At 70.0% G+C, this 13,828-nt stretch carries 12 protein-coding genes; 6 read left to right on the top strand and 6 right to left on the bottom strand.

The window, feature by feature from the left end; translation table 11 throughout:
* Positions 1–85: 85 nt before the first annotated feature.
* The 3 genes from VM95_RS35435 to VM95_RS40950 all read right to left on the bottom strand — a co-directional run bounded on the left by VM95_RS35435 (position 86) and on the right by VM95_RS40950 (position 1,521).
* Positions 86–307, bottom strand: a complete 222-nt coding sequence (locus VM95_RS35435; RefSeq protein WP_045704918.1) for a DUF397 domain-containing protein — start codon at positions 305–307, stop codon at positions 86–88.
* A 63-nt stretch (positions 308–370) separates the two neighbouring features.
* The gene (locus VM95_RS35430; RefSeq protein ID WP_045704916.1) at positions 371–580 is read right to left on the bottom strand and encodes a DUF397 domain-containing protein; all 210 of its coding nucleotides are present in this window, start codon (positions 578–580) and stop codon (positions 371–373) included.
* Between the two features lie 54 nt (positions 581–634).
* Positions 635–1,521 (bottom strand): IS5 family transposase gene (locus tag VM95_RS40950; RefSeq protein ID WP_107073195.1). Its coding sequence is split into 2 segments (ribosomal slippage): positions 635–1,167 and positions 1,167–1,521, totalling 888 coding nucleotides; the frame shifts between segments, so codons are not numbered across the junction.
* 39 nt (positions 1,522–1,560) lie between these two features.
* On the opposite strand from VM95_RS40950, the gene VM95_RS35415 reads away from it, so the two are divergent.
* From VM95_RS35415 to VM95_RS35400, 4 genes are all read left to right on the top strand, one after another.
* On the top strand, positions 1,561–2,955 hold the full coding sequence (locus VM95_RS35415) for a dihydrolipoyl dehydrogenase family protein (protein WP_341846052.1): 1,395 nt from the start codon (positions 1,561–1,563) through the stop codon (positions 2,953–2,955).
* 70 nt (positions 2,956–3,025) lie between these two features.
* Positions 3,026–3,736 carry a Crp/Fnr family transcriptional regulator gene (locus VM95_RS45365; RefSeq protein ID WP_045704929.1) on the top strand — a complete coding sequence of 237 codons (711 nt, stop codon included), beginning with the start codon at positions 3,026–3,028 and terminating at the stop codon, positions 3,734–3,736.
* Between the two features lie 321 nt (positions 3,737–4,057).
* A complete protein-coding gene (locus VM95_RS35405) occupies positions 4,058–5,605 on the top strand; it encodes a Na+/H+ antiporter (protein WP_045704910.1) in 1,548 nt (515 codons plus the stop codon).
* 190 nt (positions 5,606–5,795) lie between these two features.
* A complete protein-coding gene (locus tag VM95_RS35400) occupies positions 5,796–6,224 on the top strand; it encodes a hypothetical protein (protein WP_244179080.1) in 429 nt (142 codons plus the stop codon).
* On the opposite strand, the gene VM95_RS35395 is transcribed toward VM95_RS35400, so the two are convergent.
* The 3 genes from VM95_RS35395 to nicT form a co-directional block, all read right to left on the bottom strand.
* Positions 6,208–7,521, bottom strand: coding sequence for a tetratricopeptide repeat protein (locus tag VM95_RS35395; protein ID WP_045704908.1), 1,314 nt, complete (start codon positions 7,519–7,521; stop codon positions 6,208–6,210). The two genes, VM95_RS35400 and VM95_RS35395, sit on opposite strands and share 17 nt — an antisense overlap.
* Positions 7,522–7,608: 87 nt before the next feature.
* Positions 7,609–9,057, bottom strand: coding sequence for a DUF4331 domain-containing protein (locus VM95_RS35390; protein WP_045704905.1), 1,449 nt, complete (start codon positions 9,055–9,057; stop codon positions 7,609–7,611).
* A 277-nt stretch (positions 9,058–9,334) separates the two neighbouring features.
* A complete protein-coding gene (nicT, locus tag VM95_RS35385) occupies positions 9,335–10,477 on the bottom strand; it encodes a Nickel transporter NicT (protein ID WP_244179078.1) in 1,143 nt (380 codons plus the stop codon).
* A gap of 420 nt (positions 10,478–10,897) precedes the next feature.
* Between nicT and VM95_RS35380 the strand changes: the two genes are divergently transcribed.
* Together VM95_RS35380 and VM95_RS39440 are read left to right on the top strand one after the other, a co-directional pair.
* Complete coding sequence (locus tag VM95_RS35380) at positions 10,898–12,529, top strand: nickel/cobalt transporter (protein WP_244179077.1); 1,632 nt, start codon at positions 10,898–10,900, stop codon at positions 12,527–12,529.
* Between the two features lie 34 nt (positions 12,530–12,563).
* Positions 12,564–12,908 (top strand): hypothetical protein, encoded by a 345-nt coding sequence (locus tag VM95_RS39440; protein ID WP_052707769.1) that lies wholly within the window; start codon positions 12,564–12,566, stop codon positions 12,906–12,908.
* The last annotated feature ends 920 nt before the right edge of the window (positions 12,909–13,828 follow it).

Raw genomic sequence — 13,828 nt, 5'->3', positions numbered from 1 at the left:
GCAAGTTGCCCAAGGAGTGGAAGCAGCTGGGCGCTGACAAGTGAGCGCGAGAAGTCGGCTGGGCCGACTTCTCGCGCGAGGGTGTTCAGGTGTTGGGGAACTCCCCAGTCTTGATGGAGGTGATGAAGGTTGTCCACGCGTCGGCGGGGAAGACGAGCGCCGGTCCGTTCGGGTCCTTGGAGTCGCGGACCGGGACGACATTCGTCAACCCGTCCGCGACCTCGATGCAGTTGCCCTGGTTGGCGCTGAACCTGCTCTTTCGCCAGGTGGCACGGCTCAGCTCCGGACTGCTCTGGTCGATGATCATCACTCAAGTTCCTTTGCGATTTGCGCGAGAAGTCGGCTGGGTCGACTTCTCGCGCGAGGGTGTTCAGGTGTTGGGGAACTCCCCAGTCTTGATGGAGGTGACAAACGAGGACCATGCGGCAGCGGGGAAGAGCAAGGCCGGCCCGTTGGGGTCCTTTGAGTCCCGCACGGCCATGCCGCTGCTGACGACGCGCCCCGTTTCTACGCACTCAGTCGCTTGGGCGCTGTAGCTGCTCTTGTACCAGCCCCGAGTGGAGATCTCCGGCTTGGTCATGTGCTCACCCTCTTGTTTGATCTAGGCCGTGTCTCGTAATTGATCTTGGCGGGGTCATTGCTCCTCCGCCCGCAGCCACAAGATCAGTGATGCGAGGATGACGCCGGCTCGGTAGCGCTTGGCCAGTTTGTCGAACCTGGTTGCCACTGCCCGGAATTGCTTCAGCTTGGCGAAGCAGCGCTCAACGACGTTCCGCCCCTTGTAGGCGGCCTTGTCGAAGACAGGTGGGCGCCCGCCGCGGCTTGCGCGGCGGGCGCGGCCGGCGATCTGGTCCCGGCGTTCGGGGATGGTCGCCTTGATCCGCCGGCGCCGTAGCAGCCGGCGGATCTTCCGGGAGGAGTACGCCTTGTCGGCCACGACCCGGTCGGGCCTGGTCCTCGGTCGCCCGGTCCCGACGCGTGGAACACGGATCGCGTCGAGGACGTCGGGCAGCATCGTGCAGTCGGCCGTGTTGCCCGTGCTCAGTACGATCGACAGCGGCAGGCCCCGACCGTCGACCGCCAGGTGGATCTTGGTGGTCAGCCCGCCGCGGGACCGGCCGAGCGCCTCGCGGCGCGCAACTGCTGCCGGATCATCCGGTTCGTCCTCGGACTGGCCCCCTTTTTGCGGGCGCCGGCGGCGTGCTGGTGAGCCCTGGCGACGGTGGAGTCGATCGAGACCGTCCACTCCACGGTCCCCACCGCGTCGTTGCGGACCTGGACCTCGCGCAGGAGCGCGGTCCAGGTGCCGTCCTTCTCCCACTGGGCGAAGCGCCGGTAGACGGTCTGCCACGGACCGTACCGTTCGGGCAGATCACGCCACGGGGCACCCGTACGCAGCCGCCACAGCACCCCGTTCACCACCTGGCGATGGTCCCGCCAAGGACGCCCGGCCCCGTCCCGCTGCGGCAACAACGGCTCTATACGAGCCCACGCAGCATCCGTTATCTCTCCTCGACCCACCACAAGATCAATTATGAGACACGGCCTAGCGTGGGGAGCGTGACAGAGCCACCCGAGGAGGAACCGGCGATGACCGAGCAGCAGCGGGCGGACGTGATCGTGATCGGCCTCGGCCCGGGTGGCGAGCACGCCGCCGGACGCCTCGCCGAGGCCGGCCTCGACGTGGTCGGCATCGAGGCCGAGCTCGTCGGCGGCGAATGCCCGTACTGGGGCTGCGTCCCCAGCAAGATGATGATCCGCGCCGGAAACCTCCTCGCCGAGGCCCGCCGCGTACCCGGCATCGCCGGAACCTCCCAGGTCACCCCTGACTGGGCGCCGGTCGCCGCGCGTATCCGCGACGAGGCCACCGACGACTGGAACGACCAGGTCGCCGTCGACCGACTCACCGGCAAGGGCGGCCGGTTCATCCGCGGCCGGGCCCGCCTCACCGGCCCCGGCCGCGTCACGGTCGACGACCACGAACTCACCGCCCGACGCGGCATCGTCATCGCCACCGGCACCCGCCCCACCGCCCCGCCCATCCCCGGGTTGGCCGACGTGCCGTACTGGACCAACCGTGACGCCATCGCCGCCAAGGAACCGCCCGGCTCCCTGCTCATGCTCGGCGGCGGCGCGATCGGACTCGAACTCGCCCAGGTCTTCGCCCGCTTCGGCACCACCGTCACCGTCGTCGAAGCCCTCGACCGCCTCCTGCCCATCGAGGAACCGGAAGCCGGCCACCTCGTCGGCGAGATCCTCGAACGTGAGGGCATCGGCATCCGCACATGCGCCCGTGCGGTGCGCGCCGAACACGACGGGGTGACTTTCACCCTGCACCTCGACGGCGGCGAACTCCTCTCCGCCGAACGGCTCCTGGTCGCCACCGGCCGCCGCGCCGACCTGACCGGCCTCGGCCTGGACACCGTCGGCCTCGACCCCACCGCCCGCGCCATCACCACCGACGGACGGATGCGCGCCGGCGACGGTCTGTGGGCGATCGGCGACGTCACCGGCCACGGCGCCTTCACTCACGTCGCCATGTACGAGGCCGAGATCGCGGTGCGCGACATCCTCGGCGAGCCCGGACCTGACGCCGACTACCGCGCCCTGCCCCGGGTCACCTTCACCGACCCCGAGATCGGCGCCGCCGGCCTGACCGAACAACAGGCCCGCGACGCCGGACTGCGCGTCCGCACCGGCAGCTCCGAGCTGCCGTCCTCTGCCCGTGGCTGGATTCACAAGGCCGGCAACGAAGGCTTCGTCAAGCTCGTCGAGGACGCCGGCCGCGGTGTTCTCGTCGGCGCCACCACCGCCGGACCGGCGGGCGGCGAGGTGCTGTACGGACTCGCGGTTGCGATCCAGGCCGAGGTGCCGACCGAACGCTTGCGGCACATGATCTACGCCTACCCGACCTTCCACCGCGCCGTCGAGACCGCCCTCGCCGACCTCCACTGACCGGTGAGGACTGTCGGCTCGCCGACAGTCCTCACCCATCCCGCCCGCCGTGCCGCCTACAGTGGCCGCCATGCCAGAACTCCTCGGCCTGCGCGCGCCCGACCCGATGGCCCTGCGGGCAGCAGCCTGGATGGCCCGCTGCGTCGGCCGAGGCGACAGTGCCCCCCTCCACCCCGACGACCTCACCGCACTGTCCCGCTACGTCCAGCCGCAGACCCTGAAGGCCGGAACTGTCCTCTTCCACGCGTGCACCGCCTCCGCCGGGGTGTGGATCATCCGCAACGGCACCGCCGAACTCACCGTCGGCACCGGCCCGCGCCGCGTCGCCGTCGCCCTCCTCCACCCCGGCGACGTCGACGGCGACATCCAGCTCCTGCTCGACATGCCACCCCCCTACACCGCCCGCGCCGTCGGCGACCTCGACACCTACTTCATCCCGGCCGCCGCCTTCGACGCCCTGCTCGGCGCCCACCCCGCCATCGCCCGCCGCTGGCTGACCTCAGTCGCGGCCCGCACCACCAGCTCCCAGACCCGCATCATGGACCTGCTCGGCGCCACCCTCACCCAGCAGACCGCCCGCCTCCTGCTCACCGAGGCCGACCCCGCCACCAGCACCGTCCGCCTCCCGCAACGGGTCCTCGCCGCGATGCTCGGAGTCCAACGCTCCAGCCTCAACAAGGTCCTGCGCGACCTCGAACGCGAAGGCACCCTCGAACTCGGCTACCGCACCATCCGTCTGCTGGACCACAAAACCCTCGACAGACACGCCAGTCGAGCGTGATCACTACGCAAGGTGCGAGCGTCGATGCGGATCGACTCCCCTCGTCCTCGGGCGACACACGAAGGTCATCTCCGACGTGCACATCGACTTCCTGGCCGACGAGAACTCCGCCCCCGATCTGGCGGCCACGCGGGAGGATGCGCAGAGGCAGGGCGTGCGCCATGGCTTCGAGGGCGCCAGCGGCGTATCCCTCGGCTGGGACCGTCCTGCTAAATTCTCGATGAGATTACCTACGGTGTGCCGGGAAGCCTGGTCGGCTCGGGGAACGACTGCAGCGATCGGCGGCAGCGACCCCGTTCGTCGTGATGGGGTCTTTCGCAGATGCGCGCCGTGGGGATCGTCCTCTTCCTGGTGGTTCTGGCCACTGCCGTGGCCACCTTCGCCCGCCGCTGGCGCGTGCCCGCCTCTTCTCTGCTGGTCCTGGCCGGCCTCGGGGTGGCGCTGATACCCGGCGTGCCCGCGCTGCACATCCCGCCGCAGGCCATCGCGCTGGTCGTGCTGCCCCCGCTGCTGTACGCCTCCGCCGAGGAACTTTCCTTGCGCGACCTGCGCACAGTCTGGAAGCCGGTCACGATCCTCGCCTTCGGCCTGGTCTTCGCCTCCGCGGCGGCGGTCGGCTTCGCGGCGGTCGCGGTGACCGGGCTGCCGCCCGCGATGGCATTCGTGCTGGGCGCCGTGCTCGCCTCCACCGACCCGGTGGCGGTCACGGCGCTCGGCCGCCGGCTCGCGCTGCCGGGGCGGGTCCAGGTCCTGGTGCAGGCAGAGAGCCTGTTCAACGACGCCACCTCGCTGGTGCTGTTCAAGGTCGCCGTCGGCATCGCCGTGGCCACCGGGGCGACGGTGAGCCTGCCCGCGGCCGGCGGGGAGTTCCTGCTGCTCGGCGGCGGCGGAAGCCTGATTGGCGCGGCGGTCGCGGGCCTGGTGTGGCTGATCCGCCGCCGCACCACGGACCCGGTGCTGGAGACCGTGATCGCCCTGGTCACCCCGTACGCGGCGTACGTGGTGGCGGAGGCCGCGCACACCTCCGGCATCACCTCGGTCGTGGTCGCCGGCGTCCTGCTCGGCCGCACCGGCCACCGCCTCACCGACGCCCACATCCGTCTGCAGCTGCACGCCGTGTACGCGGTAGTGGTGTTCATCCTGGAGAGCGTGGTGTTCAGCATCGTTGGTCTGGAGCTGCCCGCGCTGGTGCGCGGCCTGCCCGCGGGCAGCGGCTGGTGGCCGGTGCAGGCCCTCGCGCTGGCGGCCGTGCTGATCGCCGTGCGCGTGCTGTCGACACTGCCGCTGACCCGGGCGGTCAAGCCCTCCCGGGGCCGGATGTCCTGGCGGGTGGCCGGGGTGGTGACCTGGGCCGGCACCCGCGGTGTGATGCCGCTGGCCGCGGCCCTGTCGATCCCGCTCGTCGCGAGCAACGGCACCGCGCTGGCCGGACGCCCGCTGGTGCTGGTGCTGACCACGGCGGTGGTGGTGTTCACCCTGGTCGTCCAGGGCCTGAGCCTGGCAGCCGTGGTCAACCGCTCCGGCCTGGCCCTGGAACCCGAGCACACCGCCCGCGAAGAGGCCGAGGCCCGCGACACCCTCAACCACGCCGCACTCGCCCACATCGAGGAACTCGCCACCCTGGAGGCCATGCCCGAGGCCGTCATCGACCGGGTCCGGCGAGGACTGAGCGCCCGCCTCGACCACAGCGCCGACGGCCCGGACGGCAGCACGGTGGACGCCACCCACCGTGAGCTGCGCCACGAGGTGATCACCGTGCAGGGCAACGAGCTTCGTCGCCTCTACGACGAGCACCGGATCAGCGACGCCACCCGAAGGAGCCTGCAGCACGACCTCGACCGTGAGGAAGCCGCACTCGGCACTCCCTGAGCGTGCCGTCCGGCTTGCCCTCTCGGCCCGGCCCTTCGGCAGTTCTACACCGCAGCCCGTCGTCCGGCTCCGGCCTTGGGCCCGAACCGCTACGGCGGCTGGTGCCGAGATGGATCTCCACGTGGTGAAGCGGCGCGGAGGTGACCGTCGGCTTCGGTTGGCGGCTTGCGAGAATCATCCGGTGACTGCCATGACCGAGATCTCGCGCACCGCCCTCATCCGTCGGGGCTTCGCCCTGGAATACGCCACGCTCGGGTGGAACGTGGTCGGCATCGTGGTGCTGGCCGTGGCGGCGATCTCGGCCCGCTCGGTGGCTCTGGCCGGGTTCGGCGTGGACTCGCTGATCGAGATCGGCGCGTCCACCGTGGTGATCTGGGAGCTCTCCGGCACGGGTGAGCCCCGCCGGCGCCGCGCGCTGCGGCTGATCGGCGCCGGCTTCGCTCTGCTCGCCCTCAACCTGCTGGTTCAGTCGCCTGTGGTGCTGGTCACCGGCTTCCACCGTTCGCGGCACCTCTGCAGAGGGGCAAACCCCAAATGCCTTGGCGCATATCGCTTCCGGGTCAGTGTTGACCGTGCTGGCCGCGCGGGGACAAGTTCGCCGGTCAGGGTGCGCCGGTGAGGGCTGTCAGGTCAGCGTGGGCGCGTGGGGCTTGCAGCGGGTTGAAGTAGGGGTCCTCGTGGAGTGCTTCGGTGAGGTCCTCTCGGGCGGCGGTGTCCCGGCCGAGGGTGTGTTCAATCTCGCCGCGGTGGTAGGCGAACAGGGCGTTATGCCAGCCGGTGTGCTGGGCCTGGTGGGCGAGTTCGAGAGCCTCGGTTTCGGCGCCTTGGCGGTGCAGGGCCCAGGCGAGGGCGTCGGCGACCAGGACGTTGTGGCGCCGGCCCCATTCGGACCTCAGGAGGCGTACTGCCTCGCCGGGGTCGCCGTGGTCGGCCTGGTACTGGCCCATGGTCAGGTCGTCGACGACGCCGTTGGCCGCGGCGAGGCGCTGTTCGGCATCCAGCAGTCGGTACTGCGCCTGGGCCTGGTCGGCGTGCCCGAGGGACTGGTGGAGTTCGCCCAGCTCCAGCAGGTACTGCGGCAGCGGGACCTTGGCGATGGCGCTGTCGTAGTCGCGTACGGCGCCATCGTTGTCGCCGAGGGCGGCTTCGACCCGGGCCTTTCCGGCCAAGGCCGGGGTGTAGTCGGCGTCGTCGGTCAGAGCCTGCCGATAGCCGGCCAGTGCCTGGTCGGGGTGGCCGGCGTTGCGGTCGAGTTCGGCGATCTGGTACTGGCAGAACGCCTTGTCGGCGGGGTCGAAGGCGCCAGCCAGAGCTTGCTGGAGTGCTTGCTTGGCGTCGTCGGTGCGGCCGTGCTGTTCGAGGTCGTAGGCGGCGCGCGTGAAGGAGGCGGTGCCGGGCTGGCGGTCCAGCAGGGCCTGGACTGCGTCGGTGGCGCCGGTGTCGTCGCCGAGCTGGGTGCGGGCGTCGGCGAGGACGGCGTAGGCCTGCCAGTGCAGGGGCGCGATCGCGATGGTCTGGACGGCGAGGTCGCGGGCCTGGGCGAACTGGTGGCGGGCGTTGGCCAGCGCGCCCAGTCCGGTGAGCGCCTCGACGTTGTCCTTTGGCACAAGGGTGAGTGAGCGGTGCAGTGCCTCGTCGGCTTTCGGGTAGTAGGTGGGGTCGGCGGTGAGCCGGGCCTGCTCGACATACTCGGCGCCCAGGCGCGCCCAGGCCGGGGCGTCCTGCGGGGCCGCGCGCAGTCGCTGCTGGTCGGCGGCGATCGCTTGTGGCAGCGAGCCGGTGGCGAGAGGCTTGTTGTCGCGCCGGGCGTTGTCCGACGAGGACGGCGGATCGGCGGGGCGTTCCTGCCACAGGCCGACGGCGGCCATAGCACCGCACATCAGGGTGGTGGTGAGCACGAGCGGAAGTCGTCGCATGTCCCGGTCCCGGTCAGCCGAAGGGTCATTACTCGTCAGGTGGGGGTGGGTTCGCGAGGAGCCGCCCGCGTACCCACCCCCCGGCCGCTAGTGGGCCTGGTTGACGGCCTTGGCGTAGGGTAGCGCCACGTACGGGAACGAGGTGCCGAACGGCTTGTCGGCGGCGTCGACCTTGTCGCCGGCGGCAAGTGCCGGGATCAGGTGGCCCGGGGTGGCGCCCTCCAGCGCCTGGAGCTCGATGTCCACGACGTCGTCGGTCAGGCGGCGCCCGTTGGGGTAGCCCTGGAAGTCGCCGTTGAGGACACCGAGCCGGTCCGGGTTGGCGGTGACCGGGGTCGACATGTTCAGCCGAAGCTCCTCGGCCGGCACGAACTTGTTGGGGTCGATGTCCTGGTTCATCAGCTGCGAGTTGAGGTCCACCGCCAGCGGGCCGTTCGTGGCCTTGGCGATACCGGTCAGGAAGATCTCCTGCAGATCGGTGCGCGGGGTCGCCGGCGCGGGGATGCCGTAGATGCTCTGGACCAGGTGCGGGACCTCGGGGTCGAGGACCTTGGCGACGACAGCGGGCTGGTTGTGGTCCTCGGAGGGCGGCAGCGCGTTGAAGGCGTCCTTCAGCCCGGCCGGCACCACGACCTCGTTGACCAGCGGGTTGCCCAGCCGGGACACCTGGACGAACTTGCCGACCGGGTGCTCCTCGCCGGGGCTCAGCTTCATGGTCTGCTTCTCGGTGCTGCTCCACACCCCGACAACGGGGTTGCGGGTCGCGTCGCCCTTGAAAGCGAGATCGCTCTTGGGGACCTGGATGGAGAGCGTGTTGACGTTGTATCCGGCCAGCGTGTTCTGGCCGACCTCGGAGAGGTTGCCGCCGTAGAGGAGATCGAAGACCCGCAGGTCCAGGAAGAACGGGTCGGCTGCCTGCGTCGCCACGGTCTGCCCACCGTCGGGGAGCTGGACGGTGGCCTGGTCGCGCAGCTGCCCGTAGTTCGGCATGGAGGCCATGCCGGTGTCCGAGGGGGCGGCGGTGCCGTGCTCGACCAGGGTCTTGGGCTCGCAGCCGGGGCGCAGCTCCTGCAGCGTGTAGTACTGGTGGAAGAGCAGGGTCGGGTCGGTGAGGTTGTTCACGACGCCGTTGTTGTAGAGGAAGGTGTTGGTGCCGCGCTGGTCTTCGGTGTGGAAGGTCCAGCGGTAGGTGATGTCGGGGTGGCCGGTGCCCTGGGAGTCGATGTTGATGTCGTAGTGCGCTCCGTCGGCCCAGGGGTAGAAGTTCGGTCCGCCGTTGGGTTCCTGGAACGGCAGCCAGTTGGCGACCAGGGTGACGGTGTCCTGCTTGTCGGGGCTGGTGAACGCGTAGACGTCGGTGTTGTCGACCTGCGGGTCGGCGGCGATCAGCGGCGCCTCGCGGTGGCTGGAGGCGGCGCTGACGCCGGCGCCCGTGCCGAGCAGGGCGGTGCTGGCCAGGGCCAGGCTCATGGTGGTCAGGATCGCCGCGGTGCGGGCGGTCGAGCGCGATCGGGCAGATCGGCGTGTGACGTTCATACGGTCGGGTTCTCGCTTCCGTGACGGGTCGGTGTCCGCCCGGGCTGAGTGCGCCCTCGGCGGCGGGTCCGGCTGAACAGCCGCACTGGGCACTGTGAACCGGATCCCGTCACGACTTCGTGAACGCGCGCGGTCTGGACTGGCCAAGTCACCCGCGTGGTTGAGCGGCTGCGCCCGGACGGACGAACTTCAGCCAGGTCCCGTGACTCCGCACTTCCCTGGCCTCGCCGACCTTGTCGGGCCTGCGTGTGTCAGCCCTCGCTCGAGGGCACTGCCGTCACCGCCTCGACTGGTCCGTGCGCAGGTTGGTGGTCCATTTCTCCTCGATCCGTCCGAGCTTCCAGACGGTCAGGGCGATGATCCAGGTGGCGAAGAACAGGCCGACGATGACGAATCCGACGACGTTGAGGTCCAGGGTGGCGATCGGGTCCCAGAGGCCGCCGTGGAGGTTGAGCTGTCCGGCGAGCAGGCCGAGCAGTTCGACGGTGCCGATGATCAGGGCGACGGCGACCGACAGGCCGGTGATGGTGAGGTTGTAGTAGATCTTGCGGACCGGCTTGGAGAACGCCCAGCCGTAGGCGAAGTTCATGAACGACCCGTCGATCGTGTCGAGCAGGCACATGCCGGCTGCGAACAGGACGGGCATGCACAGGATCGCGTACCAGGGCAGGCCGGAGGCAGCTCCCGATCCGGCCAGGACGAGCAGGGCGATCTCGGTGGCGGTGTCGAAGCCGAGGCCGAACAGCAGCCCCAGCGGATACATGTGCCACGGCTTGCCGATCGACCGGGTGGCCCGGCCGAGCAGGCGGTTCATCAGGCCGCGCTTGTCGAGTTGCTCTTCGAGCGCAGCTTCGTCGAAGTTCCCGGAACGCATCCGCCGGAAGACGCGCCAGATCCCGGCCAGGACGACCAGGTTGATGGCCGCGATCAGGTAGAGGAAGGTGCCGGACACGGCGGTTCCGATCAGGGTGGTGACCTGGTGCAGCTTCGATCCGCCGTCCTGCACGGGGCCGGCGAGGGCTTTGACTCCGAGCGAGAGCAGGAACGCCAGGGCGAAGACGATGCTGGAGTGGCCGAGGGAGAACCAGAACCCCACGGACAGGGGCCGCTTGCCCTCCTGCATGAGTTTGCGGGTGGTGTTGTCGATGGCGGCGATGTGGTCGGCGTCGAAGGCGTGCCGCATGCCCAGGGTGTACGCGGTCACGCCGATCCCGACGCCGAAGCTCTTCGTGCCGACGCTGTAGTGCCCCGGCGCCACGATCATTACCAGCGTGAACCAGCCGGCGACGTGCAGCGCGGTGATGAAGGCCGCCATCGCTGCCAGGCGGGACCATTCCTGACGGGTCATCGTGGCGGCTGTGCGCCGCCACGCCGATCTGATGTTGCCGCCGAGGAGGCGGGCGGGTGCTGTGGTGGTCATGGGCGTTTCTTCCTCACCTGGGGCGTGGACGGCACACCGGGAAGCCTCCTGCTAGTAATTGCATGATGCTGGCAACTGCGCAGGGCTGTCATGGGGCGCGCTGAGGCATACGGGGGATGCGGTGCGCTGATCGCGCGCCCCGGCGTGCTTCAAGGAGTGGGGGGACGAACCACAGCGGCAGTTCGGGAACGGACATTCCCATCCCGCTCAACTGTCTGCACGTGGAGGCCTCGTGCCGGCCTGGCCGGGGAGGTGATGCGGGCCGTTCGGGTGACTGTTGCGGGCCGGCCGTGTCGTGGCCAGAGCCGTCGGCGTTCTCCGGCGAAGGTGTCAGGGCCGATGCCGGTGCATGGCCCTCGGCTCCGCACCTGCCAGGTTCCCCACCGGAGCGGCTCCTGGCCCATCCGCCGGAGGCAGTACGTGGCAATCACCCGTTCCGTTGCCCGAGCTGGTGTCCTGCTGGCTGGCACCGTATGGCTGACCGCGGTCATCACGCCGCCGGCCGGAGCTCACCCGCTCGGCAACTTCTCCGTCAACCACTACACCGGCCTGACGGTGCACCCCGACCGCGTCGAGGCCCTCTCGGTCACCGACACCGCCGAGATCCCCACCCTGCAGCAGAAGCCCCAGGTGGACCGCGACGGCAACGGCACAGCTGACGACTCCGAGCGCGCCGCATGGGCCGCTCAGCAGTGCCAGCAGAGCGCCGAGCGGCTCACCGTGACAGCGGACAGCCGCGCTCTGCGTTGGACGGTCAGTACGGCGCGGTTCCAGTACGCGCCCGGCTCAGCCGGCCTGGAGACCAGCCGCCTGGAGTGCTTCCTCCAGGCGCCGCTGGACCTCGGCGCGGCCGGGGCGCGGCTGCGGGTGTCCACCGGGAGCGATGCGACGCGGGTGGGGTGGAACGAGATCACGGCCACGGGCGACGGCGTCCACCTGCGGGACAGCAGCGTCCCCGAGCAGTCGATCTCCCATCAGCTGCGGGACTACCCGCGGGAGCTGCTGGACAACCCGAGCGGTGTCGTGCACGCCGAGTTCACCGCCGTGCCCGGCAGCGGAAGCGGCTCGGCGCTTGCAGGCACCTCCGGCGGCACGCGGGGCAGCGGGCCCACCGCCTGGCTCGCTCGGCTGGACGCGAGGCTGGCCGGGCTGGGCGCGACACGCAACCTGACCCTGCCGGTCGGCCTCCTCGCCGTACTCCTGTCCATCGTGTTGGGCGCGGGCCACGCGCTGCTGCCCGGACACGGCAAGACCATCATGGCGGCGTACCTTGCCGGGCGACGCGGAAGCACCCGCGACGCCCTCACGGTCGGCGCGACCGTCACAGTCACCCACACCGCGGGGGTTCTCGTCCTCGGGCTATGCCTGACCGCATTCTCCTCACTGGCCGGCGACCTCGTCCTCGGCTGGCTCGGCGTCACCAGCGGCGCCCTGGTCATCCTGGTCGGTGCGGGGCTACTGCTCGACGCGTTCCGCCGCGCCCGCGCTCGCAGTCACCGCCATGACCACGCGCCCACCACCCCGGCCCAGCGCACCGACTCCCCCGTTCCGGTTCTCGCCGGGGCACCGGCCGCCCAGACTGAACACCAGAGCCACGACCACGCGGACGGCGCAGGCCACCACGACCACCCGCACCCCCACGACCACGGACATTCTCACGACCACCATCACCGCCACGGTCTTTTCGCCCGCCATCACCACCACGGCGAACCCGACCGGCCGCTCGGCAGGCGCGGCCTGATCGGACTGGGAATCGCCGGGGGCCTGGTGCCCAGCCCCTCCGCCCTGGTGGTCCTCCTGGGCGCGGTGGCACTGGGCCGCACACTCTTCGGCGCAGGCCTGGTAGTCGCATACGGAGTGGGCATGGCCGGCACTCTCACAGCCGCAGGGCTGCTGTTCGTCCGACTCAGCGACTCCCTGGCCAGTGCCGCCGACCGGCCGTTCCTTCGCACGGTCAGCCGGATCACCCCGTACACCGCGCTGCTGACCGCCCTGCTCGTCGTCACCGTCGGCATCGGGCTGGTTGTGCGAAGCCTGCCGTCCACCCTGTAAAGCCACCGGTCCCTAGCAGCAGGAGGTCCCTCTCGTGCCCACCACCGGACGCTGCCGAGCGCTTCCCGCGCTCGTCGTCGCCCTGACGCTCTGCTCCCTCACCACCGGGTGCGGCGGCAACGAGAACGGCAGCTTCGACGCCCACCCGGCGACGCCCTCGCCCAGTTGCCTGCAGCACCAGCAGCAGGAACCGGGGACCCGCTACACGGGTGGGGAGAAGTCCGACCCGACCTCGGTCCTGACGATGATGCGCTTCTACACGGCCAACGGCACCAAGGCGTACTGCGACGGCAAGCCCGCGACAACGACAGATCTGCGCTGGACGCAGCTTTACCGCGCCCTGGGCGGAGACCCCTCCCACGTAACAGGAACTCCATGAATCCATACAACCTGCGGACCCCACACGCCTCTTGCCCGTAGCTGGGAAGCGGGCACAGCTTCCAGGCGGCCGGGCGAAGCAACTCGCAGGTCCTGTAGGGAGCGGCCGGAGCGGTCAGGCGAGGGGAGCAGGAAAGTGTCGCCCGTATTTGGGAAGGCGTGACACGCCTTCAGCTCGGGGCGCAGGTCGTTCCGCTGGACGTTCCAGGCCGCGAAAAATCCGCCGTGGCCCGGCTGCGGTGAGAGCGTCGACTGGCGGTCGGCGTTCTGACCGTCGGTGGACGCTCGGACGCCATCCGTTCACTTGTCGATGGGGCGGCGGGGTCATCAGCGACCGGGAGCAAGTCGGCCGCGGAGACGTGGCTACCGAAAGGGTTATCGGATTGACGGTTTGGAGAGGTGTCCGCCCGGGGCTCGCGAATACTCAGTCAGGTAGCCGATATGGGTCCGGTCGCGGCCTCCCCCACGGAGGCGGCGACCGGACCCTGCTGTCGCAGTCGGGTTCCGGCTCGGTCTCCCCCCACGGAGACAGGCGCCGAGCCCTGGAGGCGCACAAGGTGGATCCGGTCGTGATTCCCTCACGGAAGGCGGCCGGGCACCGGGCTTGCCTGCCCGCGACAGCTAGCGCAGCGTACATGCCAGCTCTACGCGCCGCTACATAGCGCCGTGGGCTGGGCCCGTGGCGAGGCGACCGCCTATCCAGATGCCGCTTCTGGATGCACTGCCATCCACGCCCATCGTCCAGAGCGTCCAGCATCATCAAACCGCGGTCACACCCGTACTTGCCGAACTGGCGCGCACGCTTCACCTTCGGTCGGGCCTCGGAAGATTTCAAGTCCAGTGAGACGGTCGTGACGCTATGAGGTTTGTGGTGCGGGTTCCCTGCGCTTGCTGGGGTCGTTGATCCATGCCGTCTGCGGG

It is taken from the genome of Streptomyces rubellomurinus (assembly GCF_000961885.1).
Classification (GTDB): Bacteria; Actinomycetota; Actinomycetes; order Streptomycetales; family Streptomycetaceae; genus Kitasatospora; species Kitasatospora rubellomurina.
Note: the sequence above shows the minus strand (reverse complement) of the source record. Positions and strands in the feature narration are given on the sequence as shown.